This window comes from Sandarakinorhabdus sp., assembly GCF_987265915.1.
The window spans coordinates 1,525,318-1,551,555 of record NZ_OZ503948.1; the positions used below are offsets into that span (position 1 = coordinate 1,525,318).

The 26,238-nt window shown below is 65.9% G+C and carries 24 protein-coding genes; 15 read left to right on the forward strand and 9 right to left on the reverse strand.

Annotation, left to right across the window (positions count from 1 at the left end; genetic code table 11):
- The first annotated feature begins 47 nt into the window (after positions 1–47).
- Both AC6UUM_RS07405 and AC6UUM_RS07410 read left to right on the forward strand, forming a co-directional pair.
- Positions 48–272, forward strand: coding sequence for an AbrB/MazE/SpoVT family DNA-binding domain-containing protein (locus AC6UUM_RS07405; protein ID WP_500804685.1), 225 nt, complete (start codon positions 48–50; stop codon positions 270–272).
- Positions 272–652, forward strand: a complete 381-nt coding sequence (locus AC6UUM_RS07410) for a type II toxin-antitoxin system VapC family toxin (protein WP_500804686.1) — start codon at positions 272–274, stop codon at positions 650–652. Before AC6UUM_RS07405 ends, AC6UUM_RS07410 begins: the two co-directional genes overlap by 1 nt.
- Here AC6UUM_RS07410 and AC6UUM_RS07415 read toward each other — a convergent pair.
- The 3 genes from AC6UUM_RS07415 to AC6UUM_RS07425 form a co-directional block, all read right to left on the reverse strand.
- The gene (locus AC6UUM_RS07415; protein ID WP_500804687.1) at positions 649–933 is read right to left on the reverse strand and encodes a DUF427 domain-containing protein; all 285 of its coding nucleotides are present in this window, start codon (positions 931–933) and stop codon (positions 649–651) included. The two genes, AC6UUM_RS07410 and AC6UUM_RS07415, sit on opposite strands and share 4 nt — an antisense overlap.
- A gap of 14 nt (positions 934–947) precedes the next feature.
- Positions 948–2,396, reverse strand: coding sequence for an anthranilate synthase component I family protein (locus AC6UUM_RS07420; protein WP_500804928.1), 1,449 nt, complete (start codon positions 2,394–2,396; stop codon positions 948–950).
- An 81-nt stretch (positions 2,397–2,477) separates the two neighbouring features.
- Positions 2,478–4,370, reverse strand: a complete 1,893-nt coding sequence (locus AC6UUM_RS07425) for a peptidylprolyl isomerase (protein WP_500804688.1) — start codon at positions 4,368–4,370, stop codon at positions 2,478–2,480.
- Between the two features lie 99 nt (positions 4,371–4,469).
- On the opposite strand from AC6UUM_RS07425, the gene tpiA reads away from it, so the two are divergent.
- The 3 genes from tpiA to AC6UUM_RS07440 all read left to right on the forward strand — a co-directional run bounded on the left by tpiA (position 4,470) and on the right by AC6UUM_RS07440 (position 6,886).
- Positions 4,470–5,192, forward strand: a complete 723-nt coding sequence (gene tpiA / locus AC6UUM_RS07430; protein ID WP_500804689.1) for a triose-phosphate isomerase — start codon at positions 4,470–4,472, stop codon at positions 5,190–5,192.
- Positions 5,193–5,260: 68 nt separating this feature from the next.
- On the forward strand, positions 5,261–5,590 hold the full coding sequence (gene secG / locus AC6UUM_RS07435) for a preprotein translocase subunit SecG (RefSeq protein WP_500804690.1): 330 nt from the start codon (positions 5,261–5,263) through the stop codon (positions 5,588–5,590).
- A gap of 9 nt (positions 5,591–5,599) precedes the next feature.
- Positions 5,600–6,886 carry an MFS transporter gene (locus AC6UUM_RS07440; protein WP_500804691.1) on the forward strand — a complete coding sequence of 429 codons (1,287 nt, stop codon included), beginning with the start codon at positions 5,600–5,602 and terminating at the stop codon, positions 6,884–6,886.
- On the opposite strand, the gene AC6UUM_RS07445 is transcribed toward AC6UUM_RS07440, so the two are convergent.
- On the reverse strand, positions 6,883–7,707 hold the full coding sequence (locus tag AC6UUM_RS07445; protein ID WP_500804692.1) for a LytTR family DNA-binding domain-containing protein: 825 nt from the start codon (positions 7,705–7,707) through the stop codon (positions 6,883–6,885). The two genes, AC6UUM_RS07440 and AC6UUM_RS07445, sit on opposite strands and share 4 nt — an antisense overlap.
- A gap of 102 nt (positions 7,708–7,809) precedes the next feature.
- Here AC6UUM_RS07445 and AC6UUM_RS07450 point away from each other — a divergent pair, with 102 nt between their 5' ends.
- From AC6UUM_RS07450 to AC6UUM_RS07460, 3 genes are read left to right on the forward strand one after another with little or no spacing between them, the layout of a single operon-like run.
- Positions 7,810–9,000, forward strand: coding sequence for an acyltransferase family protein (locus tag AC6UUM_RS07450; RefSeq protein ID WP_500804693.1), 1,191 nt, complete (start codon positions 7,810–7,812; stop codon positions 8,998–9,000).
- A gap of 44 nt (positions 9,001–9,044) precedes the next feature.
- Positions 9,045–10,970 (forward strand): TIR domain-containing protein, encoded by a 1,926-nt coding sequence (locus AC6UUM_RS07455; protein ID WP_500804694.1) that lies wholly within the window; start codon positions 9,045–9,047, stop codon positions 10,968–10,970.
- Positions 10,971–10,999: 29 nt separating this feature from the next.
- Positions 11,000–11,266 (forward strand): hypothetical protein, encoded by a 267-nt coding sequence (locus AC6UUM_RS07460; protein WP_500804695.1) that lies wholly within the window; start codon positions 11,000–11,002, stop codon positions 11,264–11,266.
- Here AC6UUM_RS07460 and AC6UUM_RS07465 read toward each other — a convergent pair.
- From AC6UUM_RS07465 to AC6UUM_RS07475, 3 genes are read right to left on the reverse strand one after another with little or no spacing between them, the layout of a single operon-like run.
- Positions 11,263–12,378: a serine protease gene (locus AC6UUM_RS07465; RefSeq protein WP_500804696.1), complete on the reverse strand. Its 1,116-nt coding sequence runs from the start codon at positions 12,376–12,378 to the stop codon at positions 11,263–11,265. The genes AC6UUM_RS07460 and AC6UUM_RS07465 overlap by 4 nt on opposite strands.
- Positions 12,375–14,282, reverse strand: coding sequence for a caspase family protein (locus AC6UUM_RS07470; protein WP_500804697.1), 1,908 nt, complete (start codon positions 14,280–14,282; stop codon positions 12,375–12,377). The genes AC6UUM_RS07465 and AC6UUM_RS07470 overlap by 4 nt, the downstream gene beginning before the upstream one ends.
- Positions 14,279–17,518 (reverse strand): hypothetical protein, encoded by a 3,240-nt coding sequence (locus tag AC6UUM_RS07475; protein ID WP_500804698.1) that lies wholly within the window; start codon positions 17,516–17,518, stop codon positions 14,279–14,281. The genes AC6UUM_RS07470 and AC6UUM_RS07475 overlap by 4 nt, the downstream gene beginning before the upstream one ends.
- A 186-nt stretch (positions 17,519–17,704) precedes the next feature.
- Here AC6UUM_RS07475 and hppD point away from each other — a divergent pair, with 186 nt between their 5' ends.
- Together hppD and AC6UUM_RS07485 are read left to right on the forward strand one after the other, a co-directional pair.
- Positions 17,705–18,787 (forward strand): 4-hydroxyphenylpyruvate dioxygenase, encoded by a 1,083-nt coding sequence (gene hppD / locus AC6UUM_RS07480; RefSeq protein WP_500804699.1) that lies wholly within the window; start codon positions 17,705–17,707, stop codon positions 18,785–18,787.
- A complete protein-coding gene (locus tag AC6UUM_RS07485; RefSeq protein WP_500804700.1) occupies positions 18,784–19,323 on the forward strand; it encodes a VOC family protein in 540 nt (179 codons plus the stop codon). The genes hppD and AC6UUM_RS07485 overlap by 4 nt, the downstream gene beginning before the upstream one ends.
- 73 nt (positions 19,324–19,396) lie before the next feature.
- Here the strand turns inward: AC6UUM_RS07485 and AC6UUM_RS07490 are convergent, their stop codons facing one another.
- Both AC6UUM_RS07490 and AC6UUM_RS07495 read right to left on the reverse strand, forming a co-directional pair.
- On the reverse strand, positions 19,397–21,490 hold the full coding sequence (locus tag AC6UUM_RS07490; protein WP_500804701.1) for a penicillin acylase family protein: 2,094 nt from the start codon (positions 21,488–21,490) through the stop codon (positions 19,397–19,399).
- A gap of 67 nt (positions 21,491–21,557) precedes the next feature.
- Positions 21,558–22,391, reverse strand: coding sequence for a hypothetical protein (locus AC6UUM_RS07495; RefSeq protein ID WP_500804702.1), 834 nt, complete (start codon positions 22,389–22,391; stop codon positions 21,558–21,560).
- A gap of 281 nt (positions 22,392–22,672) precedes the next feature.
- On the opposite strand from AC6UUM_RS07495, the gene AC6UUM_RS07500 reads away from it, so the two are divergent.
- The 5 genes from AC6UUM_RS07500 (at position 22,673) to AC6UUM_RS07520 (ending at position 26,238) form a co-directional block, all read left to right on the forward strand.
- On the forward strand, positions 22,673–23,296 hold the full coding sequence (locus AC6UUM_RS07500) for an energy transducer TonB (RefSeq protein ID WP_500804703.1): 624 nt from the start codon (positions 22,673–22,675) through the stop codon (positions 23,294–23,296).
- Positions 23,297–23,392: 96 nt separating this feature from the next.
- Positions 23,393–24,127, forward strand: a complete 735-nt coding sequence (locus tag AC6UUM_RS07505; protein ID WP_500804704.1) for a MotA/TolQ/ExbB proton channel family protein — start codon at positions 23,393–23,395, stop codon at positions 24,125–24,127.
- A 36-nt stretch (positions 24,128–24,163) separates the two neighbouring features.
- Positions 24,164–24,640 (forward strand): ExbD/TolR family protein, encoded by a 477-nt coding sequence (locus AC6UUM_RS07510; RefSeq protein ID WP_500804705.1) that lies wholly within the window; start codon positions 24,164–24,166, stop codon positions 24,638–24,640.
- A gap of 58 nt (positions 24,641–24,698) precedes the next feature.
- Entirely contained in the window at positions 24,699–25,118 is a 420-nt protein-coding gene (locus tag AC6UUM_RS07515; protein ID WP_500804706.1) for an ExbD/TolR family protein, read from the forward strand.
- A gap of 355 nt (positions 25,119–25,473) precedes the next feature.
- Complete coding sequence (locus AC6UUM_RS07520) at positions 25,474–26,238, forward strand: SDR family NAD(P)-dependent oxidoreductase (protein WP_500804707.1); 765 nt, start codon at positions 25,474–25,476, stop codon at positions 26,236–26,238.

Sequence of the window (26,238 nt, forward strand, 5' to 3'; positions counted from 1 at the left end):
GAGGCCATCGATTCGTGCTACAATTTCCTCATCGATAAGGAAATCGTATGACGAATGCCGTGACCGTTTCACCGAAATATCAGATTGTCATACCCTTGGAGGTTCGCAATCGCCTTTCCATCAAGCCGGGACAAAAACTGACGGCGATGGTCTGGGATGGTCAATTGACCTTCGTGCCGCAAATGTCGTTCGCAGAACTCCGCGGAATTTGCGCCGGCATGGAGAATGATTTCGCCCGGGATCGGAGTGACCTTGAAAAGGACGTCTATTGATGGCTCCGATCGTTCCAGACAGCAATATCTGGATAAGCTGGTTGCTGGATGACCTTGGATCAGAACGGTTTTCCGGCGTGTTTGCTGAAGACAGCCATGCGATCGTGCCAAGCGTGGTGGTCTATGAAGTGACCAGATGGCTGCTGGTGCGTGGAAGGATCGCCACCGCTCGGCAAGCGCGGGAACGTATGGAACGGATGCTGCTGGTGCCGCTGGACGGCAATCTGGCCAGCCGGGCCGCTCGGGTGGCAGCGGAGCACCGTTTGGCCATGGCAGATGCCATGATTTTGGCCACGGCACAGGAATATGGTGCTGAAGTTTGGACCCAGGATGTCGATTTTGCCGATGTGCCAGGTGTGCGACGGTTCGAACGGCTTTAGGCCGTGACCTTCACGCCTTTCCAGAACGCCAGCCGGCCCTTGATGTTGGCAGCTTGCAGCTTGGGATCGGCGTAATACCACACCGCATCACGGTTTTGCGCGCCGTCCACCACCAGGCTGTAATAATTGGCGGTGCCTTTCCAGCCGCACACGCTGGTGGTGGTGCTGGGCGCCAGCAACGCCGGATCAACGGCGTCGGCGGGGAAATAATGATTGCCTTCCACCACAACCGTATCCGGCGTGTCGGCGATGATGCGGCCGTTCCACTCTGCGCGTGCCATGGGCGATCCTCCTGTTACTGGCCGAACCCGGCGTTGCCCGCCGCGGCAATGGCTTCGCGTGCGGCGGCGATCAGCGCGCCGGCCTTGGCTTCGCATTCGCGCTGTTCATATTCGGCGATGCTGTCCGCCACGATGCCGGCGCCGGCCTGCACATGCATCACGCCATCCTTCACCACGGCGGTGCGCAGCACGATGCAGCTGTCCATATTGCCATTCGGGCTGAAATACCCCACGCCGCCGGCATAGGCGCCGCGCCCGACGCCTTCCAGTTCGGCGATGATCTGCATGGCGCGTACCTTCGGCGCGCCCGATACGGTCCCGGCCGGGAAGCCAGCGAGCAGCGCCGCCACCGCATCGATGCCGTTGGCCAGCCGGCCCTGCACGTTCGACACGATGTGCATGACATGGCTGTAGAATTCGACGAAAAACTTGTCCGTCACCTTCACCGTGCCCGGTACTGACACGCGCGCCGTATCGTGGCGGCCGAGATCGAGCAGCATCAGATGTTCGGCCAGCTCCTTTGGATCCGCGAGCAGGCTGTCGCGATTGGCGGCATCTTCGGCGGCATCGCGCCCGCGCGGGCGGGTGCCGGCGATCGGCCGGATCGTCACATCGCCATCGCGGGCGCGCACCAATATTTCCGGGCTGGAACCGACCAGCGCAAAGCCCGGCAAATCGAGGAAATAGAGGAAGGGTGACGGGTTGATGCGCCGCAGCGCCCGATAGAGATCGAAGGCTGGCAGCGGGAAATCCACTGAAAAACGCTGCGACAGCACGACCTGAAAAATGTCGCCGGCCAGGATATAGTCGCGGGCGCGGGTGACCATATCGGCAAATTGTTCGCGGCTGGTGTGGTGATGCGGCGGCGCATCGGGCAAGGTGGAAGGCAGGCGCGGCTGCGGCGGCAGCGCCTGTGCCAGCTTGCGCTCCGCCTCCAGGATGCGGTCGGCCGCCTGTGTATAGGCCTTGTCTCCATCTGCCGCCGCGAAGATCGGCGCGACGATGAACAATTCGTCCTTCAGGCGATCGAATACCAACAACAGGGTCGGCCGCACGAACACCATGTCGGGCAGGTCGAGCGGCGATTCGCCGGCCGACGGCACACTGGGTTCGACCAGCCGGATGGTTTCATAGCCCATGTAGCCGACCAGGCAGGCCAGCGCGGCCGGCAGTTCCGGCGGCACATCGGCGCGTGCTTCGGCGACCAGGCCGCGCAGTGCCGCCAGCGTCTCGCCGGCCACGGGCACGAACGCGTCGCGGTCGGTTTGCCAGTGCCGGTTGATTTCCGATGTGTTGCCGCGCGCCCGCCACACCAGATCGGGATCGAGACCCAGCAGCGAATGACGCCCGCGCACCTGGCCGCCTTCGACCGATTCGAGCAGAAATGCGCCAGAGCCTTCGCCGCCAAGCTTCAGCATCGCCGATACCGGGGTTTCGGTGTCGGCCACGATGCGCGTCCACATCAGCTGCGGCCGGCCGGCGGCGAGCGCAGCAACAGCGACCGTGCGGTCGGGCGAAATGAGGGTCACGCCTGTGGCTGCCGGTTACTGCGGGCCGTCGCCCGAAAGGCGCTGGCGGATGGTGCGCAACGTGGCTTCGTTGCGGTTGACGCCCACGGCTGCCACGCTGGCGTTGGCCAGCGCCTGGGCCATTTCGGCGGGCAGGGCGCTGCCCACTTCGCGGCGGCTCGCTTCGATCAGGCCGGCTTCGGCGCGGGGATTGCCGGGGATGACGCGATCGACATGCACCAGCGCCCAGCCGCCGGGCACGGCCAGCAATTGGGTGGTGCCGGGCGCCCCGTTCAGAAAGGCGCGGGCCGCGGCGGGCACTTGTTGCTGGCCGACCAGATCGATGCGACGGCCATTCAACGGACGCGGTGACTGCAACCCGGCATCGGCGACCGCCTTGGCAAACACGGTGCCCTTCTTGACCGCGGCCACCACCACTTCGGCCTTGGCGCGGGCGGCCTTCATCGCCTTGTCCTGCGTGGCGCCGGCCATGGCCAGCGTCATCACATCCTTGAACGGCGGCGGCGCGGCGGGCAGCACGGTCGTGGTTTCGATCACCACCAATTTGCCGCCGCCGATATCCTCCACAACCGGGCCGTCGGCCGGTTCATGCTTGAACGCCCGCGCCGCGACGGTGGCGAGCTCGCCGGTGAGCGGCGGTTTGCCTTCGCCCAGGCCGCGATCGGTCACCGGCGCCTGCACAGCGATGGTCAGCGCGGTTTCGGCGGCGATGTCGGCAAAGCTCTTGCCGGCCTCCACCCCATCCTCGATGCGGGCGACGACATCGGCAACCGCGTCTTCCACGGCGCGGTCACGCAATTCGGCTTCGATCTGCGGACGGGCCTGCGCCAGTGTCTTGCCGGCACCGCCGATGCTGGCGACCCGCACCACATGCCAGCCCAGCGGCGATTTGATCGGAGCGCTGATGCCGCCGGCCGGCAACGCAAACGCCGCCTTGGCAACATCCGCGCTGGTGGCGCGGGCGAAACCCGCCTCGGTCTGGCTGCCCAGCGCAATATCGCTGGCGCCAAAGCCGGCAATGCTTTGCGCCGCTGCCGCGAAGCCCTGCTTGACCGCCGCAGCCGCCAGGGCCTTGGCCTTGGCTTCGTCCGGCACCACCACCTGCTCCAGCACACGGGCTGCGGCACCGCCATATTTGGCCGGATCCTTGGCAAAGGCGTCGGCAATGGCCTTGTCGGCTACGGTCACGCCGGTGGCGATCTTGGCACGATCGACAAAGGCATAGCGAAAGCCGCGGCGCTGCGGAATGGTGAAGCGCGCGGCATTGGCCTTGAACCAACGCTCGGCCTCTGCGGCGGTTGGCGTGCCGGCAGGCTCGGCCGGCACCAACACGACACCGCCTTCGTGGCGATCGACCAGCAGCCGGGCATATAGCTCGGCCACGCCGTCCGGCACGGCCAGCGCCGACGTGGTCGGCTTGATCAATTGTTCGCGGGTCAGATCGCCGCGCAGCGATTGGCGCAGGCGCTTGTCGGTCAGGCCCTGGGCGGCGATGATGCGATCATAGGTGGCCTGGTCAAACTTGCCGCCGGATTGGAAGGCGGGGATGCCGGCAATCGCCACATCGACCGCTTCATCAGACGCGCCGAGCCCGGCGCGATCGCCCAGTTCTTCCATGGCGGCTTGGCCGATCAACTGGGTGGCCATCAGTTCGACCACGCCCTGGCGCGCGGCTTCGGCCTGGGTCATTGCCGGGTCGCGCTGCCGCACTTCGCGTACGGTGCGATCAATGGCTTGCAGCAGATCCGGCTCGGTGATGGTGCGCTTGCCGACCTTGGCCACCGATCCCGCCGGCGCGCTCCCGCCATAGGGATCGTTGACGCCAGTAACGGCAAAGGCCACCAGGATGATGCCGAACAGGATCAGCACAGGCCAGCTGGAGAGATAACGGCGGAAAAAACTGATCATCGATTACCCGTCAGGCGGTGAACGCGCCGCTTGTAACGACGCGTTCCACTTGCCACAAGCGCCGCATCCACAACCCTGATCCGAAGAGCGACCTTGCCCATGCCTGCCCTGATTGTCGGCAACTGGAAAATGAACGGCGTGGGCGATGATATCGCCGAGATTTCGCAGATGGCCGGCAACGCGTCTGGCGGCAGGCTGTGGATCGCGCCGCCGTTCACGCTGATCGATCGAGCGGTGATCGTTTCGGCCGGTGCCGTGATGATCGGCGGGCAGGATTGCCACGCCAAGGTGAAGGGGGCCCACACCGGCTGTGTCTCGGCGGCGATGTTGGCCGATCTGGGGGCAGGGTTCGTCATCGTTGGCCACAGTGAGCGGCGGCGGGACAATGGCGAAGCCGATGCCGACGTGCGCGCCAAGGCCGAAGCCGGGCAGGCGGCGGGCTTGCAGGTGATCCTGTGCATCGGCGAAACCCAGGCGCAGCGCGACGCGGGCGAAACCGAAGCGGTGCTGGCGGCGCAACTGGCGGGATCGTTGCCGGAGGCGGCCGAGGGGCTGATCATCGCCTATGAACCGGTATGGGCGATAGGCACCGGCCTGGTCCCGACCCTGGCCGACGTGGCGGCGGCACATGCGTTCATCCGCGCGCGATTGGCGGCGCGCTATGGCGGCGGCGGGCATGGGGTGCGCATCCTCTATGGCGGCTCCGTCACGCCGGCCAATGCCGGCGAACTGCTGGCCGTGGACGAGGTGGGCGGCGTGCTGGTCGGCGGCGCCAGCCTGACGGCGGCGAGCCTGCTGGCTATTGCCGGGGCGGCGGCTTGATTGCACGCGCTGCCGAACCGATGTAAGGCCGGCACAAATCCGAAATCCGAACCGAAAGCGCGCCACTCGTGATCACCTTCCTGCTTGTCATCCACGGCCTGATTGCGTTGGGGCTGGTGGGCGTCATCCTGCTGCAGCGTTCCGAAGGCGGGGCGTTGGGCATTGGCGGCGGCGGCGGTGCTGGCGGCCTGATGACGGCGCGCGGCGCGGCCAATCTGCTGACGCGCTCCACCACCATATTGGCGGCGCTGTTCATCATCACCTCGATCCTGCTGGCGGTGCTGGCGGCGGGCACCAACAAGTCGCGGGTGATCGATCCGACGATCGCTGCCAAGACGGCGCCGGTGACGGCGCCGGCCCCTGCGCCGGCGCTGCCCGGCGTTCCGGTCGCGCAGTAACTTATCAGCGTGCCGGGGGGCGAAACGCGGCGACCGAGCCAGGCGCGCCAGATTTTCGGCGGCGCGGCCGGCAATCTTGTCGAATGGTATGATTGGTATGCCTATTCGGCGTTCGCGCTCTATTTCGGTCCGCGCTTCTTTCCGCCGGGCGATGATCTGGCCGCGCTGCTGAACAGCGCGGCGATTTTTGCCGTCGGCTTTCTGATGCGCCCGATTGGCAGCTGGTTCCTGGGTGTGTGGGCTGATCGCCGGGGGCGCAAATCGGCGCTGACCCTGTCGGTCGCCATGATGTGCTTCGGGTCGCTGATGATTGCCGTCGCACCCACCTATGCCGATGTTGGTCTGCTCGCCCCGGCGATCCTGTTGCTGGCGCGGTTGGTGCAGGGCTTGTCGGTCGGCGGCGAATATGGTGCTTCCGCCACCTTCATGAGCGAGGTGGCGCAGGCCAAATGGCGCGGCTTTCTCGCCAGTTTCCAGTATGTGACGTTGGTCGGCGGGCAGTTGCTGGCGCTGGCGCTGCTGGTGCTGCTGCAGGCGGTGCTCAGCGATGATGCGCTCAGCGCTTGGGGCTGGCGCATCCCGTTTGTCGTCGGCGCACTGTGCGCGGTGGCGGTATTCTGGCTGCGCAAGGGGCTGGTGGAAACCGAAGCCTTTGAAAATGCCAAGCGCGCCGGGTCGCAAGCCGAGCTGTTCCGGCGGTTGATGGCGCATCCGCGTGAGCTGTTGATCGTGCTGGCACTCACCGCCGGGGGCAGCCTGTGGTTCTACACCTTCACTACCTACATGCAGAAATATCTGGTGCTCTCGGCCGGCTGGACCAAGCAGGAGGCGACGTCGGCTTCGGCCATCGCGCTGCTGGCCTATATGGCGATGCAGCCGCTGTTCGGTGCCGCGTCTGACCTGTTGGGCCGGCGCACGCTGCTGCTGGCCTTCGGCGTGATGGCCAGCGTGGCGACGGTGCCGGCGCTGACCTACTTGGGCAGCGCGCAGCCGGGGGTGAGCAGCGTCGCGATCCTGATCGGCTGCCTGTCGATCCTGTCCTGCTACACGGCGATTTCGGGCGTGGTGAAGGCGGAACTCTTCCCGGCGCATGTCCGTGCGCTTGGCGTCGGTATGCCCTATGCGCTGGGCGTCGCCATCTTTGGCGGCTCGGCGGAATATGCGGCACTGGCCTTCAAGGGCGCCGGCATTGAAACCGGCTTTTTCTGGTATGTGACCTTCATGGCCGGCGTGGCCTTGCTGGCGGCGCTGGCCATGCCGGAGACCAGGCGCCACAGCCGCATCGAAACCAGTTAAGGCGCGCCCGAATCCAGATTGGCGCGGTAGCGGCGGCTGCCCACCAAGGTTCGGCCATCGATCAGGCTGATCTCCACATCGCCCGATGGCGTCGGGCGCACGGCGGCGATGCGCGCCCGCTGCACCAGCCGCGATCGGTGGATGCGCACGATGCCGTGGCTTGCCAGCCGCGCTTCCCACGCCGCCAGCGTGCCGCGCACCAGATGCACCTGGCTGCCGGTATGGATCTCGACATAGTTGCCAGCAGCCTCGACATGGCTGATCTCGGCCGGTGCCACGAACAGCACGGACGCGCCATCCCGCACCTCGATGCGCGCATCCTGACCGGTCGCCGCTGCCGCTTGGCGCTGCGCCAGCGCCGCAAACAACCAATAGATGCCGGCGATCAGCGCATAGCTCAGCACATCCTTGCGCCATTCGTAAAACCCCACCACCGCCAGCCCATCGTCGAAATAGCCATAACGCAGATCGGCCAGCGCGTAGATGGCGCTGCGCAACCCATAGAGGCCAGCGACATGCACGGCCGCGAACGGCAACGTCAGCCCCAGATGGATGAGCAGCGGCTGGATCAGCCGGTCGCGGTGCGGCGGCCAGCGCTGCACTGCGAAGCCGACCAACGGTGCCATCCCCACAATGAGCAGCGCGCTGGTCGCTTCCCACACCAGCGGCTCCCACCAGCGAAAGCTTGCCCCGTCGCGGCGCATGTCGATATAATCCGACGAGGCGTTCACCATGACCACGGCCAGCGACGCAACGGCAATCAGCAGCCAGGGCCGCCATTCGCCGCCGCCGTTCGTCCGCAAAATCCTGCCGCTGGTCACTGCCGCGCCCCCGCTCGTCCCGGCGGTCTGCCGGCCGTGGCAGCAATGTAGCGTCGTGCCGACTGGCGTGAAAGACCATGGCCACCCATCAGGAGCCCGCCCATGACAGCTGCCGCCCCGGACCGCCGCCTCGATCTCGATTGGCTGCGCATCATCGCCTTCGGTCTGCTTATCCTCTACCACACTGGCATGTTCTACGTGACGTGGGACTTTCATGTGAAATCCAGCCGGGCCGGGCCCGCCATCGAGCCGCTGATGCTGCTCACCAACCCGTGGCGACTGACCTTGCTGATGTTCATCGCCGGTGCCGCCACCCGCTTCATGTCAGACAAGATGGCGCCGGGGCGGTTCGCGTCGTCGCGATTGGCGCGGCTGCTGCCGCCGCTGCTGCTGGCGATGTTCGTGATCGTGCCGCCGCAAAGCTGGTACGAACTGGTCGAAGCCGTCGAAGCGATGCCACCGGCGCAGGCCGCGCAGGGGCCGGCGATCCTGGCCAATTTCTACACCCGCTATGTCACCGGCACTGGTGGTTGGTGCGCGCCTGATGGTTGCCTGCTCACCCCAACCTACAATCACATGTGGTTCGTCGCCTATCTGATCGTTTACACGCTCGCGATCATCCCGCTGCTGCCGCTGTTGCGCCGTGTGCCAGCCGTGGCGGCCCGGCTGCTGGATGGCCCGCTGTTGGTCCTGGTGCCGTGGCTGGTGATGGCGGCGCTGCGGCTGACGCTGTTTCCCATCTTCGGAGAAACCCACGATGTCCGGCAGGATTGGTATCTGCACGCGCTGTATTTCAGCGTCTTTCTGTTCGGCTTTGGCATCGCCCGGCACCAGCCCTTCTTTGATCGGTGCGTGGCATTGCGCTGGACGGCGCTGGGCATCGCGCTGGCCTGCTGGCTGGCGTTGGTGGTCTATCGCGGTGCCACAGCAGACACACAGCCTCCAACGGATTGGCTGCTTGGGGTCATGCGATGCGTGCACGAACTCGATGCCTGGTGCGCCATCGTGGCGGCCATCGGTTTTGCCCACCGTCATCTGCGCGGCCACGACAGTCCGCTGCGCCGCACGCTGACCGAGGCCATTTTTCCTTTCTATCTGATCCACCAGACGATCATTGTGGTTGTGGGCCATCATCTCGATGCGCTTGGGCTGAGCCTGTGGCTGGAGGTACCGCTGCTGATCGGCGCCACCGTCAGCGGCTGCTGGATCTTTTACGATTTCGGCCGCCGCATCGGGCCGCTGCGCCTGTGGATCGGCCTGCCCCGCCTTGCTGATCCCCCGCGCGCCGCCTAAGCTTGGCAGCGGCCGAACCGGGAGGCCACTGCCAAAGAGCGAGCATGTCGGGCGAAACCTCCAGCGCAACCACCGTGTTTGTCAGCTACGCGCGCGGCGATCGCAAGCGGGTGCTGCCGGTGATCCAGTTGCTGGAGGCCGCGGACTTTGCCGTGTGGTGGGATGGCAGACTGGAAGGCGGTGAACGCTTTGCCCACAGCACGGCCCATGCACTGGATAGCGCGCGCGCCGTGGTGGTACTCTGGTCGAAAACCAGCATCACCTCGCATTGGGTGCATGATGAAGCCACCAGTGGTCGCGATCGCCGCTGTCTGGTGCCGCTCAGCCTGGATGGCGCCGAACCGCCCTTGGGCTTTCGCCAGTTCCAGGTGATCGACATCAGCCAGGCCCGCATCCGGCGCGGCGATGACGCCAGCGAGGCCCTGCTGCGCGCCGTCGCGGCCTTGCACGAAGGGGCCGCCGTACCGCCAGCCCCGGCGAAAGCCGCCGCGCCGATCAATCGCCGCCTGCTGCTGATTGGTGGTGGCAGTGTGGTGCTGGCCGGGGCCGGGGCCCTTGTGTGGCAGCAGCAGCGCGCCGCGCCCGCGGCGGCAGCGGCTGCCAGTGTGGCCGTGCTGCCCTTCGCCAATCTCAGCAATGATGCGCAACAGGCTTATTTCGCCGAAGGCCTCGCCGCCGAAGTGCGCGCCGAATTGGCGCGCAATCCAAAGCTGCTGGTGGCGGCCCAGGCATCAAGCAACCGGTTTCGCACCCGCGCCGAAGATGCCCGCACCATGGCCGGGCAATTGGGGGTGGCCTGGCTGCTGGATGGCAGCGTGCGCCGCGCCGGGGAAACCGTGCGCATTTCTGCCGAGCTGATCGATGGCCGCAGCGGTTTCAGCCAGTGGACCGAACAGTTTGAACGTCCGATGGCCGATGTGTTCGCCGTGCAGGACGAAATTGCCGCCGCCGTGGTCACGGCCCTGAATGCCCGTCTGGGGGGCACCGCGCCGAACAGTGCGGCCCGCCCCACCGGCGGCACCAGCAATGTCACAGCCTATGATGCCTATCTGCGTGGCCGAGATCTGTTCGATCAGGGGGTGGACGAAACCAGCGACCGTGCCGCGCTGGCGCAGTTCGATGCGGCGCTGCGGCTGGACCGGGATTATGGCGCCGCCCACGCCGCGCGGTCGCGCGTGCTGGCGGTGATCGGCAACCAATATGCCGATGCCGCGACCCGCGCTCGCCTGTATAACGATGCGGTCGCGGCGGCCAGGCGCGCCATTGCCGTGGCGCCGCAGCTGGCCGACGCGCATTCGGCGCTGGGCTTTGCGCTGTTCAACGGCCGGCTGGATGTCGGGGCCGCGCGCGCGCCCTATGATCGCGCCGGCGAACTGGGGCAGGGCGATGCCGGCGTCCTCAACGGTTTTGCGCTGTTTTGCGCGCGCACCGGTCGCTTTGCCGAGGCGCGCACGGCCAATGCGCGGGCTGCTACCCTCGATCCGCTCAATCCGCGGGTGTGGCGGCTGGCTGGCGAGATCGAATATGCGGCGCGCGATTTTGCCGGCGCTATCCCCCCGCTGGAAAAGGCGCTGGCGCTCAATCCGCGCATGGGTGCGGTGCACGCGCTGATCGGCTTTGCGCGGCTTGGGCTGAATGACCTGCCGGCGGCTGCCACGGAATTTGCGTCTGAAACCAACAGCCTGGTCGGCCTGACCGGCCTGGCCATCGTTCGCCACCGCCAGGGACAGCGCGCCGCGGCGCAGACAGCGTTCGATCGGTTGGTGGCCGATCATGGCGATGCCGGCCTGTATCAACAGGCGCAAGTGCTGGCGCAGTGGAGCGATGTGACGCGCGCGCTGGACGCGCTGGCCCGGGCCCGCGCGTCGGGCGATGCGGGGCTGGTGTATCTGCGCAACGATCCTTTGGTCGATCCGCTGCGCAAGGCGCCGGCATTTTCGCAATTGCTAACGGGGCTTGGTTTCACCTAAGATCGGCCATCTCAATCGGGGAATTGACCATGCGCATTGCTGTCGCCGTATTTGCCGCCGCTCTGTTGCTCACGGGCTGCAAGAAGGTGGTTGGCCCTGCCAACCCGGAAACGCCGGCCGCTGCCGAAGCGCCCGTCGCTGCCGAGCCGCCAACCGGTGCTGCCGCCGATGTCGCTGCCACTGGTGACGCCGCCACCCCGCCGCCCGCGCCCGGCGGCGATCGCGGCAACACCGATCGCGGCAATCGCGGCAACGATCGCGAAGCCAACGAGCCGCCGGCAGCGCCGCAGGGCTAAGCCAGGCAGTCGAGGGCCGGCTGGCGTCGGCCCAAGATGGCGCGGCACTTGGCATTCATGCCCGGTTTCGACGCCGCCATCACGGCCTTGATCCACGGCAGATAGCGATCAACGCGGGTGTACAGCGCCGGCACGCCGGGCCGCCCGCAGCCCAGGCCAATGCTGACCAGCCCGACCAGCACGCCCCGGCGGGTGAGCGGCCCCCCGCTGTCGCCCTGGCAGCTGTCCTGGCCGCTGCTGTCCCCAGCCACGCACAGCACGCCGTCCCAAACGGTGCGCGTCAACGCGGGCACCTTGCGGCAGCGGGCAGCGTCAGCCAGATTCAATTTCGCCTCCAGCAGCAGCACCGAACCGCGCAAGGGCTTTCCATCGACATCGCGTGACGCGCCATCGTCATTCTCGCCGGTCATGCCCCAACCGGTGACCTTCAGCACATCGGCGGCCACCACCGGGCGCATCGCTGCCGTTGGCAGCGGTGCCGGCATGGCATAGGCCAGCTTTGTCTTGTCGGTCTTGGAATCGGGCACCAGGTGGATCAGGGCGATATCATTGCGCCGATCGGCGGTTGGACCGGAGCGGCGGTAATCGGCGTGAACGATCACCCGATCCACCTTCATTTCGGTGGCCTCTGGCAGATAATTGTTGCCGAGCCGCACGCGCCGGCTGCCCGGCCGCCGCAGCGTGTCGTTCCCGTCCACAAAGCAATGCGCGGCGCTGAGCGCCCAATCGACGGCGATCAACACGCCGCCGCACAGATGATCGAGCTCGTAAGGTGGCATGTCCTCCAAAAACAGCTTTGTCCGGTCGCTGACCGGCTTTGCTCGATCTTTGGCAAGCAATTGGGGGTCTATCGGCGTGGTGGCATAGATCTGGATCTGCCACGGCGCAGTTCCCACCAACGCCGCCGTGCCGCGCACCACGCGGGAGCCTTCATCCTGCCCGGCTGGCGGCGGTGGGGACGGGTTCGGAGGGCTCGGCTCTGGCGCCGGTGCGGGCGGCGGTTCATCGGCCAGCATCGAAGGCCCGGCCGGATCAGGGCCGGCCGGGGCCGGATCAGGCATCGGCTGCGGTTGCGCCAACACCAGCCCGGCCAGCATCAGATGCACCATCATGGCACCACCTCCACATTGATCACCGCCGCCGACCAGTTGGTCACCCGGCCGATGCCGCCACTGCGTGCGCCATCGGCACCCAGGCAAAACGCCCGCGCCACCGCGCTCAGGCAAGCGGTGGCGTCCACCACATCGGTGCCTGATTGTTCCAGCACCGTGGCATTCAGCGGCACATCGCTGGAAATCGCCACAAAGCGCAAATTGCCGACTGCATCGGGTATGATGTCCTGCCCGTCCGGAACGGGCAGCGCCTGGCCGGGCGCCAGCGCCGGCTCCTTGGCGCCAAACCCCGGCAGCACCAGAGTCACATCATATTTCTGCCCGATCGCAAATACATAGGCGTGGCGCGGCGCATCGCTTTCGTTGATCACCGAAACCAGCGCTGGCGTCTCCAGTTTCAGCGTGCGCCGGCCCGTTGGCGTCGGGCAATAGGCCGGATCGAACGTGGCACGATTCCCGTTCAGCACACACAGGCCCACACCCGGCCGCGGCTGCACGACATTCAGCCACGCCTCCACCCGCGCCACCTTCTCCAGCGCGCTGGCCAGTTGCACGCCGAATTCGGGGGCCGTTGCCGGCGGCAAGGCCGCCAGCACCACGCCGCCGCGCCCGCGCAGCACCATGCCGCCCGGCCCGGCGGCGAGCGCGAACGGCCCGCGCGCATTCACCGCGACAAAGCCCAGCCGCTGCACCACCAACAGCGCCGCCGGATCGGCCACCGCCAGCCCCAGTTTCATGGTGCCGAAGCCGTGCACCTCCTCACGCGCTACCATCTGCCCTCGCAGATCTGCCGGCAGCGCACCGTCTGGGACCAGCAGAGTCAGGCCCGGCGCCACCTGCGTTGCGCGCGCGCGCAGCAGCGGCGCCTCCCCGCCCACGCGCAGCGCTGCGCTGGTGCCGGGATAGAGCGCAAAGCTGGACCCTGGCGTGATGCCAACCAGCGCGCCGCCGGCCATGATCAACTGGCCGCCATCCAGCACCACATCAAACGTCGGCACCTTGATTTCCGGGCCGTCGAGCGCGGCGCGCAGCGCGCCTTCGGCATGCGGCACCTGGCGGCCATTGGTGCGCTGTGTCACCTCCGTCACCACGCGCGCCGCGATATCGGCAAAGCTGGCGCGCGGCATCGCCTGCAGCGCGCCGGCCAGTGCGGTGGTGAACACCCCGGCGCGTGCGCCGACGCTGCCGACCTCCTTGGCGTCCTGCCCGTCGCCGGCCGCGCCAAGGTGGACGCGATAGGCACCATAGATGCCATATTGCTTCGGTTGGGCGACGGGGCGCAGGCCGCTGACGCGCAAGTCGGGCGCGGTTCGGCTGGCCGAATTGCCGTCGCGGCTGGCGGTGCCGCTGTTGCAACTGTCGAACCAGGTCACCACGCGCACGCCCATGGAGGTTGCCCGGTCGATAAGCCCACGCACTTCATGATCCATGATGTCGGCATTGGCCACGGCGCCGGGCTGGCGGGCATCGGTCGCCATCAACGTACTGTTGTACCGGCTGGCCTGATCGAGCGCGCGATCATCGATGAAGCGCGAGCCATGGCCGGCAAAATACAGGATCAGCGTGTCGCCCTGCTGCGATGCCTTGATGGCACTGTTCCAGGCCTGAAGAATCGCTGCCTTCGTTGCGCATGTGTTGGTCAGCGTGATCGACGTGGCATTGCCAGATCGGCACGCACCCGGCGGTGGCGCATCCAGCACCAGGCCATAAACGCTGGCCAGCGCCGCCTTGATGCGCAACGTATCCCCCACCGCGCCGGACAGGTCATCAAAGCCGGCGCTCGCCACACCGGCGCTGCGCGAGTATTGATATTGATCGATGCCGACAAACACGGCGCGCACCGCAGCCGATGCCGCCACCGGCGCGGCCAGTGCGCCAAGCATCAAGGCAATTCGAAGGATCATGGTTGCCCCCTCAGCACCACCGGCGACGGCGCGGCGTTGAAATCGAACAGGCTGGGTTCCTGCACGCGGGGCGGCGCGGCATTGGGTGCGCGCATAACCAGCCGCACGCCGCGCTGCACCATCGGCCCGCCGCCGCGCCGCACTTCATCGTTCAACGATGGTAGCCGCGCGACGGCATAGCGCAGCCATTCATCCAGCCGCACCCGGCCGTCGCGGTTGAGATCGGCCGGGCCGCCCTGCGGGGTCAGGCCTTCGCCCAGCGCCGCGGTGAGCAGGCCCTGGCGCAGCGACGCACTTTCCAGCGCGACATCATCGGCCTGGGTGGCGGCGAGGATGCGCAGGCCCTTGTCATAGGCGAGTTGCCCCAAGCCGGTATCGCCCATCGGGCCGGGTTTGAACTCCGGCGTGTCCACCGCTGCGCCCGAATGGCAGGCATCGATGATGAACGCGATGTCCTGCGCCTTGATGGCGCGCAGCCACATTGTCAGATCCGTCGCCGAAATCACCGTGGCTGGCGTGGGTGCTGCATTCAGTGCCGGCCATTGCGCATCGGAGGGGATGAGCGCGAAATTGCCCTGCGCATCGGCAAACCCATGGCCCGAAAAGCTGATGATCACGATATCGTCAGGCGTGGCATTGTCGAGCGCGCGGCCATCATGGCCGGCCGCGGCCAGCTTCGCTTGGTCCGGCCCCGGCGGGAAACCGGCCAAGATACCGAGCGCATTGTCGATATCCGCGCGCGTCACCGCCACTTTTTGGCCATCGGCTAGCGTGCGCGTCACCAGACTGGTGCGGCGCATTTCATAGCCCGGAATGGCCGCCAGCCGATCGCCGATCACCGCTGCGTCAGAAACTGCAAAGTTCAGCGCCAGCCGAGGCTCGGCATAGTCATCCACCCCGATGGTCAGCACGAAGGCGCGGCGTCGGCGCGGCTGCATCGGCGGCGGTGTCCAGCGCCGGCGCACGGTGTCGCTCTTCACCCGATCGCCATTGAAGGCATAGGCGGCAAATTCGATCGGTTTGCCATCGCTGGGCAGTTGTACGGTCTGCGCCCAGCTGAGCACCGCACCTTCGCGCTTTGCCTCGATCAAATTGGCCGCTCGCCAATCGGCCAGCGATTTGGCCTTTTCGGCATAGGCATCATCGGGATTGCGTGACACTTCGCGCCCGTTCATCAATAATTTGGCGCCAAAGGCACCCGACGATTGCCCGGTGGCGCTGTTGGTGAATTCGGTCACGCTCAACCACACACTGGCCATGCCCGGGCCGGCACTGATGATGTCGGTGATCTGCACGCTGGGCAGCAGGAAATTCAGCCCGGCAATCGACGGCACCGGCTTCAGCACCGTCCCGCAATTGTTGGCGACGGTGCAATCCATCAACTTGCGGATCAGCTGCGGCTCGAAAAAATCGCGCATGAAGGTTTGCGGCGCGAGGCTGAGGAACGGCGCGCTGGGAATGAACCAGCGGAAATTTTCGGCGTCCGGCCCCAGATTGGTATCGTAACGACCATCCTGCGCCACTGTCACGAAACGCTGGTCGGGCAGGAATGTCGTGGTCATCATCACCTGACCGTTGCGCCAGTTCCACAGGCGCAACTGCCCCATCAGCGAAACCGACCACATCACCGGCCGTCCCGGCATGAAGCCCACCGCAATGCCGGCGGGATAATCCACCGGTGACAAGGGCTTGCCGGTGGCAAGGTCGACGCGCACCATGCGCTCTTCCAGTGCGCCGACCACCAACAGCTGGCGACCATCGCTGGCCGCGCTGCTGGGAAATGTTGCCTGCACCGCAAAATCGCGCACCGGCGGTGTGCCATCGGCGGCGACCGGCGCCTCGGGCAGCCATTCGGTCACGCCATTGTTGCCCATCAACCAGACCTTGCGGCCATCGGCCGAAAACGCGGCCATCGCCAATATGGCATTCGGCAGCACAAGATGGGCCCCCACCTCGCCGCTTTGCGCATCCACCATCGTCACCACCAACTGATCATCGCCCAGCCGCGTGGCCACCAGCAGCCGGTCACCGCGCGGGCTGGCCACGATGATCCGCACATGGGCATCGGCGGGCACCTTGTATCCCGGCAGCGGCTGCCAGCGCCCGTTCACCAGCCGTACCAGCGCCTTGTCGGCCCCCACCTGCGTCCGGCAATTGGCGAGGCCGGCGCCCACCAGGCTGCCATCGGGCAGCGGCGCCACGAAACAGCGCGGTGGGTGGCTGGCCAGCACTGCGCCGGTGGCCGCATCCAGGCGCAGCACTGGCGCCGGCACACCCTGCGCCGCATCGGCGTCGCGCGGATCATCCGAGTCATCGAAGGGCAGCGCCAGGATCTGCCCGGCATTTGACCACAGCAGCTTGTCGTAAGTGCCCGGCACCTTGATCGCCCCGACAAAGCGTCCCTGCGCGGTGTCGAACACATCGATCAGTGATCGCTCCGTATCGGCAAAGGCCGGATCGCTGTCATAGCGCAGCAGCGCCAGTCGCCGGCCATCCGGCGACATGGCGGCATCATCGATATTGGCGAAACTGCCCTTCACCGCCAGCCTTCGCAAACGGTTGTCGCTGCTCAACAAGGCAAAGGCCGGCGCGGCGCGCTGCATGCGCCACTGCCCGTCGGGCGATGGCGGCAGTGCCGGCAGCACCTGCGCCGCCTCGGCACGGGTCATGCCGGAGCCGTCTTGGTAAAACACTTCCAGCGCCTGAAGCCAACGCTGGGCCTGCGCCTGCCAGGTTGCGACCACGGCCTGGATGCGGCGTTGTTCGGCGGCCGATGGCTGGGCTGTGCGCGGCGGCGCTGGTGGGGCTGGCACCAGTGTGACGCGGCGGCTGACGCTGTCGATCAGATACACGCGCTGGCCGACCAGGTTGGCGCTGGTCATATCCAGCACTTCGCCTTCGATCCGGAGCGTGCGGCCGTCGGCGGTCAGCACCATGCTGCGCAACTGCATGATTTCGGTGGTCGATTGGACGGCGCCGGGCAGTTTGATCCGATCGATGATCTGGCCGCGGGCCACATCCCACACCAGAAATTCGCGCAATATGCCCGATGCGGTGAACACATATCGGCTGTTGGCCGACCAGGCCGCCACATCGATCCCGGCGACCTGCATCGCCTGCACGACGATCTTCGGGGCGGGGGCAGGGGGGGCTTGGGTGGGCGGTGCCGGCTGCGCGCTGGCCAGCGCGGCCCAGCCCATCATCAGCCCGGCCGCCACGATCGCCCGGAAGCGCATGCTCCTTCTCCCAACGACAAAATGTCGCAGAGGCTTGCCGCCAAGTCAACGCACGCGCCGGGGGCGGGTGCGGCAGGAATTGGCCCGGCGCCCAGCCGCTGCGCATGTGCCCGCAAACTTGACGCCCAAGCCTTGGGGCGCGCAGAGACGGGGCATCACGTGTCTTTCTGATCAAGGAGGCCTGCCATGGGTGATGTGTTCGAAAACCCGCTCGGCCTGGATGGTTTCGAGTTCATCGAATTTTGTGCGCCAATGCAGGGCGTGCTGGAACCGGTGTTTGCCGCGATGGGCTTTGCGCTGGTCGCCCGGCACCGGTCCAAGGATGTGCAATTGTGGCGCCAGGGCGGCATCAACCTGATCGCCAATTATGAACCGCGCAGCCCGGCGGCCTATTTTGCCGCCGAACATGGCCCGTCAGCGTGCGGCATGGGTTGGCGGGTGAAGGATGCGGCGGCGGCCTATGCCTTGGCGCTGGAGCGCGGCGCCGAGCCGGTGGAATCGCGTACCGGCCCGATGGAGCTGCGGCTGCCGGGCATGCGCGGCATCGGCGGATCGATCATCTATCTGGTCGATCGCTATGCGCCCGGCTTGTCGATTTATGACATTGATTTCGTTTATGAAGCCGGAGTCGATCCCAATCCGGTGGGGGCGGGGTTGCAGATCATCGATCACCTCACCCACAATGTTTACGGCGGGCGCATGGCGCATTGGGCGGCCTTTTACGAACGCATCGCGGGCTTTCGTGAAATCCGCTGGTTTGACATCAAGGGCGAATATACCGGCCTCACCAGCAAGGCGATGACGGCGCCCGACGGCAAGATCCGCATCCCGCTGAACGAGGAAGGTGCGGGCGGAAAGGGCCAGATCGACGAGTTCCTGCGCGCCTACAACGGCGAAGGCATCCAGCATATCGCCTTTGCCTGTGATGATCTGCTCGGCGTGTGGGATCGGCTGAAGGCCATCGGCACGCCGTTCATGACGCCACCGCCTGCCACCTATTACGAAATGCTCGCCGAGCGCCTGCCTGGCCATGGCGAACCGGTGGCGGCGCTGCAGCAACGCGGCATCCTGCTGGATGGCACCACGGATGGCCATAAACGCCTGCTGTTGCAGATATTCTCCGAAACCATGATCGGCCCGGTGTTTTTCGAATTCATCCAGCGCAAGGGCGACGAAGGCTTTGGCGAAGGCAATTTCAAGGCGCTGTTTGAATCGATGGAGCGCGATCAGGTGCGGCGCGGCGTGCTGACGGTGGAGCCAGCGCAGTGACCGCACCTACGCTGCAACGCATCCACCATGTCGCCTACCGCTGCCGCGATGCGGCGCAAACCGTGGCCTGGTATGGGCGCGTGCTCGGCATGGAATACACCACGGCGTTTGCCGAAGATCACGTGCCGTCCACCGGCGCCTATGACCCGTACATGCACGTCTTCCTCGATTGCGGCGGCGGCAATGTGCTGGCGTTTTTCGAACTGCCCAACCAGCCGGAGATGGGCAAAGACCCAAATACCCCGGCCTGGGTGCAGCATATCGCCTTCGAGGTCGCCGATGAGGCCGAACTGCTCAGTGCCAAGGCGCATATCGAAGCGCAGGGCATCGAGGTGCTGGGGCCGACCTGGCACGGCATCTTCAAGTCGATCTATTTCTTCGATCCCAACGGCCACCGCCTCGAACTGGCTTGCAACATCGGCACCGCCGACCAGCTTGCCGAGCTGAAGACCGTCGCCCCCGCCATGCTGGCCGAGTGGGCCGAGACGAAGCGCGCGCCCAAGCACGCGGCCTGGCTGCACGTGCCGCCAGCGTGAATCCTTCCCCCTCCCCCCACGTGAGCGCAGCGAACGTAGAGTGGGGAGGGTTGGCGTGGGGGCTGTCCCCGCCTCAATACACGTCGCGCCGCTCCAGATTGCGCTCCACTTCGGCCCGCGTCAGCCACAATTGGCGAAAGCGCTGCTCGCTGATCAGCGGCAGCTGGTCGCTGCGATGCGGCGAGCCCGGCTGGCTGCTGTTGCCATAGCTCATGGCGGCAATGGCCTTCATCGGCGTGGAAAACTCGATCAGATTGACCCAGGTTTCGCCGGCTTGCGGCACGCGGGTGGCGCCTTGCCAGGGCCCCCAGCTGATGGTGCGGAACAGGCCGAGCCCGCCCAGCCCGCCATTGCCCGGCGCTGAGGCCGCTTCGCCAGCGCTGAAGCGGGAGACATCACCATAGGCCGGATCGAGGCGGCCGAAGCGCGTCTTCACCTCCTGCGCGGCGGCCTTCAGCATGGCGGTGGCCGCAGCGCCATCCTTGATGCCGCTCGGTGTGTTCACCGGATCATCCAGCGTCCACGGCTGCACGAAATTGCGTTGGTCACCCAATCCGGGCCCGGAAAAGCGCTTTGCCCAAGTTTCGAACAGGATCGCAGCCCGGCTGTCCGGCTGGAAGCGATTGTCCCAACCCGCGAGCAATTCGCGCGCGGCGATCACGTCGGCATCGTCGCTGCCGGCGGCCGCGGCCAGCAGCGGGCCCTTCATGCGATCGGCGAGCAGGCTGGTCGTGGTCAGCTTGCGACGGGTGAAATCGGCGAAGCTGAGCTTGTCCGTCCCCGCCAGCAGCCGCGCCGACATCTGGGCGCGCAGGCTCATCGCCTCATCACTGGCGACATGGGCCGGATAATCCGCCGGCTTGAGCACCCGCGGCAGGCTGTTCACCCAGGGCGTGTCGTTGGCGTTCTGCACAAAGCCGCCGGGCGGATCGAGCGCCTTGGGCAAGGATTCGTAAGGCTCGATCTCGGTCGAGATCAGATCGCTGCGATTGCCGGGGACGATGCCGGCCCAATAGGCGTGGCTGCCGCCGGTGGGGTGGCGGGGCAATATGCCGTTGCTGATGTGGAACACATGCCCGGCGCGATCGGCATAGACGAGGTTGAAGCTGGGAATCTGCAAGCGTTTCAAGGCCGATTCAAAGCCGGCAAAATCCTGCGCCTTGCCCATTTCGAGATAGGCCTGCAGCACGCCGGGGCGATCAAGGCCGGCGATGCGCACGGCGATTGCTTCGCCGCCAACGTCGAACACCGGGCCGTGAATGCTGCTGCGCTGCACGAAGGTCTCGCGCTTGAGGCTGCCATCGTTCTGGCGGATCAGCAGCGATTTGCTGACCCGCCGGAAGGCCAGCGCCTTGCCGTCCACCCGATATTTGTCGCCCACCAGCTCCAGCCGGTATCGCGCCGCGCCCAGCATGTTGTTGACCGTGTTGGTGAAGCCCAGATTGTTGTTGAAGGCAAAGCGCAGCACGGGCAGGCCGACCTGGGTGGCGCCATAGACACTGTAACCCGGCGCGGTGATCTGCGCCTCATAATAGGTCAGTGGGGAGGGCGCCCATGGCAGGTGCGGATTGGCTAGCAACATCGCCGCGCCGCTCGCCGACCGCGCCGGCGCCACCGCCCAGCCGTTGGAGCCGCCGGCATCACCGTCTCCGCCGTCACCGATCCCGGTCGGCGCAAAGGCCGCCGGCGGGGTGAGCATGCGCGCCATCGGGGCGACATAGAGGAACTGCATCAGCCGGTGGGCGTGCGCCATCACATCGACGCCGGTGATCGGCAGCACGCGCTTCAGGTCAGTCGGCACGGCATCGGGGTGGGCAGCGATATAGGCGTTGATGCCGGCAGCGAAGCCATCGAGATTGGCACGCATCTGCGGGCTTTGCGCCTTGTACCAGGCTTGGGCGCGTTCCGGCGCATCATGGGCGATCAGATAGCGATCGAGCGGCGCATAATCCGCCCCCCAATATTCCGCCGCGCGGGCGCGGCTTTCGCCGTACATGCGCAGCAGGATATTGCCGTGGCTGGCGGCCTGGGCCCAGCCGAAGCCCTTGAAGGCGCCGGCTTCTGTGCTCGCCTCGATATGGGGGACGCCCCATTTGTCCCACAATACTTCATCCGCCATGGCCGAACTGGCGGACAAGGCAATCAGCAGCAAGGCAGGAAATTTCATGTCGTGGTTCCCCCGATCGAACCCATCCAGACTGCCGGACGGGGTGTGAAGGAACAAGGGCGAAACGTCAGCCGGTCTTGCCGCACGGCCCCAGGCTGGCCATCGCGTCGCGCCAGTCCCTGGCCAGGGCCGCATCGCTGCCGCCGGCCGCAGCGGGCAGGGTGCGGGGCAAGAAACAGGCGAGGCGATACCAGAGCAGGCTTTCCGGCGCGACGCGGCGCGCCGAATCGTCGATGATGTCGCTCTGCGCCACCAGCACCCGGCGGACCTCACCGGGCCGGTTCTGCACCACCAACGTGGCCGGCTTGCCGTCGGTGGCCAGGAAGAACTGGCTTTCGCTTTCGCCGGTAATGGTGCCGTCGGCGCGAAAGCCGCTCGTCACGCCACGGACGATGGGAATGCTCCCGCTGCGGGCTTCGCTGGCGATGGCGCGAACCCGATCGGCAAGTGCCAGATCATAAGGCTGTTGGCCGCGCCGAGAGACCAGACGCGTGGCGCCGCCGCCGGCCGGTACGGCGACGAAGGCAATCACATCCAGGCCCTTTGTGGCCGGCGGCCGCCCGCGTGCATCGATTGGGGCATCCCACAGCCATTGCAGCGTGCCGGCCATGGCACCTGGCGCGATCAGCACATTGGAGACCGCAGCAGAGACCAGCAGCCGCATGCGGCCTGCTGCCACACCCTGTGCTGCCGGGCCGCGAACCCGATCGGCGCGGATGATGCTGGCGCGCACGATCACCGGGCTGGCGAGCGCCAGTTCGGCGACATCGGCATAGCTCGTCAGTTGATCGGAAAGTGGCGCTGGTGATGGCTGTGGCGGCTGGACCGACTGGGCCACGGCGGGGCCAGCGCCGGCAATCACGGCCAGAATCAGGACGATGGACAGAATCGGGCGTGACATTGCCGCACTGTAACCCCTGCACCGCCGTTGCGCCAAGCCTCGGCCATGCTGCACCGCGGCGCAGTTCCGGCTAAGCCTGCCTAAAAGGGGGTGAATTGACGTAGCAACTGGGAAACAGGCGGGATTGTGGCAAAAAGCCGGTTGCTCCGGGGCATCGCTTGCGGTTAGAGGGGGCCTCAGAGGGATCGGCGCAGGGTTTGAGGGGGGTCCTCTGTCCGCGGCTTTTCCCGTGTAGTTAAGGGAGCGCCAGACCAGCCATGTCCTACATGGAACAGCCTGGGATGAGCAAAAACCGACAGATCGCGCTGGTTGGCGTTGCCGTCCTGCACCTGATCCTCGGCTATGCCATCATAACCGGTTTCGCCATTTCGATGGTCAAGAAGATTATCGAACCGCTGGAAGCGGTGAACGTGAAGGAGGAGGCGCCGCCGCCAGACGAGCCGCCGCCGCCGCCGCCCAAGGAAATCGAGATCCCGCCGTATGTGCCGCCGCCAGAAGTGTCGGTGCAGTCCGAAGCGGCGCCCACCATTTCGGTCCAGTCCAACGTCGCCCGGCCCGACCCGCCCGTGGTCGCTCCGCCGGCCCCGCCGCCGCCGGCCCCGCCGGCCGCCGTTGGTCCGACGACGGCTGCCGTGGGTGCCCGTGGCAATTCGATCAGCGAAGACGATTATCCCAGTGCCTCGCGCGCTGCCGAAGAGGAAGGCGTTGTGCGCGTTTCCTATGTCGTCGAAACCGATGGCCGCGTGCAGACCTGCGAAGTGACGCAGTCGAGCGGTTTCAAGCGGCTTGATGACGCCACGTGCGCCATCATCAAGCGCCGGTTCCGCTTCAAGGCCGCGCTGCGTGACGGCGCGCCGGTTGAGGAGCGCAAGACCCAGCCCGTGCGCTGGCAACTCACCAACTGATCTGAGGCAACCCGTTCTGGCCTGACGCTGGGGCGGGTTGTTTCATGAACCAGATTTCGCACAACAGACTGCAACGATAACCGAGGGAAACAGACAATGCAGACCGAAAACGCCGAAAATCCTTATGGCCTTCTGGCCGCGCTGCAACAGGGCGGCGTGATCGCCTGGGCCGTGTTCTTGCTGCTGGTGTTCATGTCGCTTTACAGCTGGTTCATCATCATCACCAAGTATCTGGATCAGCGCAAGATTAACACCGAAGTCGCTGAACTCGAAAAGAAGTTCTGGTCCGCCCCAGATCTGAAGACCGGTGCTGGCAAGCTCGACAAGAACTCGCCGTTCCGCCAGATCGTCGAAGACGGCTTGCGCGCTTCCGATCACCACGAAGGTCGTCTGACCGACAAGATCGATCAGCACGAGTGGGTGACGATGGCGCTGAACCGTTCGGTCTCTGCCATCAACGGCAAGCTGACCACCGGTTTCTCGTTCCTGGCCTCGGTCGGTTCGACCTCGCCGTTCGTCGGGCTGTTCGGCACCGTCGTCGGGATCTATCGCGCGCTGATCAACATCGGCCTGGCTGGTCAGGCCTCGATCGACAAGGTCGCCGGTCCGGTCGGTGAAGCGTTGATCATGACCGCGCTGGGTCTGGCCGTGGCCGTGCCCGCCGTGCTTGGCTACAACTGGCTGGTGCGTCGCAACAAGGACATCGCGGAGCGTCTGAACAACTTCACCGCCGACGTGCATGGTGCCCTGGTTTCGGGTGCTCGCATCGAGCGTCCGAAGATGGCATCGGCTGCTCCGGCCGCTGCGCCTGCTGCTCCGGTCAAGCGCTGAACGGTCTGATCGCCGCCTGAAACGGGAGACAGACAAATGTCAATGAGTGTCGGATCGTCGGACGGTGACGAGAATGCACCGATGAACGAGATCAACACGACGCCGCTGGTCGACGTCATGTTGGTGCTCCTCATCATCTTCCTCATCACCGTCCCGGTCGTGATCCAGGTCGTGCCGCTGAAGCTGCCGACCGTGACCAACCTGCCGACAACCACCAAGCCAGAGAATGTGCTGATTTCGGTGGACTCCAACTGCGACACCTATTGGGGTCAGACGTTGGTGACGACGAAGCAGGAACTGCTGGATCGCGGCGTCAAGGCGCTGAAGGACGAGATTGCCCGCCAGGAAGCCCTGGGCGGCAAGATCGAACTGCCGGAAGTGCACATTCGCGGTGACAAGGATGTGGCCTATCGCTGCATTGGCGGCGTGGTGTTCACCATGCAGCGGGCCGGCTTCCTGAAGGTTGGGTTCATTTCCGAACCCGTCGCCGGCTATGTGACGCGCGATTTTTGATAGGTTGAGGCGGCCGGCCCCCGGGCTGGCCGCCGCTTGACAGACAGGAGTAAGCGCCATGGCAATGTCGGTTGGCAGCAAGGAAGAAGACGCCCCGATGGGCGAAATGAACACGACGCCGCTCATCGACGTCATGCTTGTTCTGCTCATCATGTTCATCATCACCATCCCGCCGCAGACCCACGCCGTGAAGCTGGATCTGCCGCCGCCGAACCCGAACCCCAGCAATATCGATCCGGTTTTCAACCAGATCGACATCGATTTTCTGGGCAATCTGTATTGGAACAAGACCGAAGTGACGCTCGACGTCATGAAGGGCTACATGAAGCAGGCTGCCGCCATGCCGGAACAGCCCGAGCTGCGGATGCGTCCGGAAGCCGAGGCCAAGTATGAACTGGTTGATCAGGTGATGGCCGGCGCACAACAGGCCGGGATCGAGAAGATGGGCTTTGTTGGTAACGAGGCCTACGCGAACTGATCGCAGCCGGGCGCGCACATAGCGTAGCTATTTGTCGACTCCGGCAAGATCAGTCCCTGGCCTAGGCTTGGGTAGGCTTGAACGAAAAAGGCGACCCTCGGGTCGCCTTTTTTTGACTTGTCTAATCCCGGATCAAGTGTGGCGCAGGCTAGCGGCTTTGCCGGCGGCCGTGCGAGCCCGTGAAATACGCTGGCACGCGTGCACCCCCTCTCCCTCCCAGGCCTGCGGCGCGGGCCCCTCCCTCTCCCGCAAAGGGGAGAGGGGACAAAGGTGCACCCTTGCGTTCAGGGGGTTTTTGGTAGCTTTCCCCTGCAGGCCCACGGGCCTAATCTCCCGAAGCATAGGGAGACAGCATATGACCAACTTGCACGGCAAGGTCGCACTCGTCACCGGCGCCGCCTCCGGGCTGGGCGCGGCGGCAGCTTGGGCATTGGCGCTGGCCGGGGCGGCGGTGCTGCTGACTGATCGTGATTTGGCGGGCGAGGAAGTGGCCGGCCAAATGGCCGACAAGGGCCTGAAGGCTGCGTTCCGTTTGCACGATGTGACCAGCGAAGCCGATTGGGCCGCCGCGGTCGAGCATGCCATCAGCGAATTCGGCCGCCTGGATATTCTGGTCAACAACGCCGGAATTTCGGGTGGTCGCCACGAACTGATGGAGCACAGCCTGGAGGCCTGGCGCACGATCCTCGGCATCAATCTGGACGGGGTGTTTCTGGGCCTGCGCCATGCCGGGCCGCGCATTGCCGCTGCCGGTGGTGGCAGTGTCATCAATGTCAGTTCGATCCTCGGCAAGGTCGGCATGGCTGGCGCTTCGGCCTATTGCGCGTCCAAGGGCGGGGTGACCCTGCTCACCAAGGCGGCGGCGCTGGAATGGGCGCCGCTGGGCATCCGCGTCAACAGCCTCCACCCCGGTTTCATCGATACGCCGCTGGTGGCGAACGCGCTGGCCGAGCGGGACGATGGCAACGAAGTACGCGTCGCCTTGATGGCGGCGCATCCGATGGCGCGGTTCGGATTGCCTCGCGAAATCGGCGAGGCCGTGCTGTTCCTGGCCAGCGATGCATCGAGCTTCATGACTGGCGCCGAACTGGTGATCGATGGCGGCTATACCGCCCAGTAA

What these genes read in the sequence shown, in the direction of transcription:
- AC6UUM_RS07410 (WP_500804686.1), top strand. Translation starts at nt 272, where the DNA reads ATGGCTCCGATCGTTCCAGACAGCAATATCTGGATAAGCTGGTTGCTG.
- AC6UUM_RS07505 (WP_500804704.1), top strand. Translation starts at nt 23,393, where the DNA reads ATGCAGACCGAAAACGCCGAAAATCCTTATGGCCTTCTGGCCGCGCTG.
- AC6UUM_RS07510 (WP_500804705.1), top strand. Translation starts at nt 24,164, where the DNA reads ATGTCAATGAGTGTCGGATCGTCGGACGGTGACGAGAATGCACCGATG.
- AC6UUM_RS07520 (WP_500804707.1), top strand. Translation starts at nt 25,474, where the DNA reads ATGACCAACTTGCACGGCAAGGTCGCACTCGTCACCGGCGCCGCCTCC.
- AC6UUM_RS07420 (WP_500804928.1), bottom strand. Translation starts at nt 2,396, where the DNA reads ATGTGGACGCGCATCGTGGCCGACACCGAAACCCCGGTATCGGCGATG.
- AC6UUM_RS07450 (WP_500804693.1), top strand. Translation starts at nt 7,810, where the DNA reads ATGACAGCTGCCGCCCCGGACCGCCGCCTCGATCTCGATTGGCTGCGC.
- AC6UUM_RS07500 (WP_500804703.1), top strand. Translation starts at nt 22,673, where the DNA reads ATGAGCAAAAACCGACAGATCGCGCTGGTTGGCGTTGCCGTCCTGCAC.
- AC6UUM_RS07515 (WP_500804706.1), top strand. Translation starts at nt 24,699, where the DNA reads ATGGCAATGTCGGTTGGCAGCAAGGAAGAAGACGCCCCGATGGGCGAA.
- AC6UUM_RS07465 (WP_500804696.1), bottom strand. Translation starts at nt 12,378, where the DNA reads ATGATGGTGCATCTGATGCTGGCCGGGCTGGTGTTGGCGCAACCGCAG.
- AC6UUM_RS07415 (WP_500804687.1), bottom strand. Translation starts at nt 933, where the DNA reads ATGGCACGCGCAGAGTGGAACGGCCGCATCATCGCCGACACGCCGGAT.
- AC6UUM_RS07405 (WP_500804685.1), top strand. Translation starts at nt 48, where the DNA reads ATGACGAATGCCGTGACCGTTTCACCGAAATATCAGATTGTCATACCC.
- tpiA (WP_500804689.1), top strand. Translation starts at nt 4,470, where the DNA reads ATGCCTGCCCTGATTGTCGGCAACTGGAAAATGAACGGCGTGGGCGAT.
- AC6UUM_RS07495 (WP_500804702.1), bottom strand. Translation starts at nt 22,391, where the DNA reads ATGTCACGCCCGATTCTGTCCATCGTCCTGATTCTGGCCGTGATTGCC.
- AC6UUM_RS07460 (WP_500804695.1), top strand. Translation starts at nt 11,000, where the DNA reads ATGCGCATTGCTGTCGCCGTATTTGCCGCCGCTCTGTTGCTCACGGGC.
- AC6UUM_RS07475 (WP_500804698.1), bottom strand. Translation starts at nt 17,518, where the DNA reads ATGCGCTTCCGGGCGATCGTGGCGGCCGGGCTGATGATGGGCTGGGCC.
- AC6UUM_RS07490 (WP_500804701.1), bottom strand. Translation starts at nt 21,490, where the DNA reads ATGAAATTTCCTGCCTTGCTGCTGATTGCCTTGTCCGCCAGTTCGGCC.
- AC6UUM_RS07470 (WP_500804697.1), bottom strand. Translation starts at nt 14,282, where the DNA reads ATGATCCTTCGAATTGCCTTGATGCTTGGCGCACTGGCCGCGCCGGTG.
- hppD (WP_500804699.1), top strand. Translation starts at nt 17,705, where the DNA reads ATGGGTGATGTGTTCGAAAACCCGCTCGGCCTGGATGGTTTCGAGTTC.
- AC6UUM_RS07455 (WP_500804694.1), top strand. Translation starts at nt 9,045, where the DNA reads ATGTCGGGCGAAACCTCCAGCGCAACCACCGTGTTTGTCAGCTACGCG.
- AC6UUM_RS07425 (WP_500804688.1), bottom strand. Translation starts at nt 4,370, where the DNA reads ATGATCAGTTTTTTCCGCCGTTATCTCTCCAGCTGGCCTGTGCTGATC.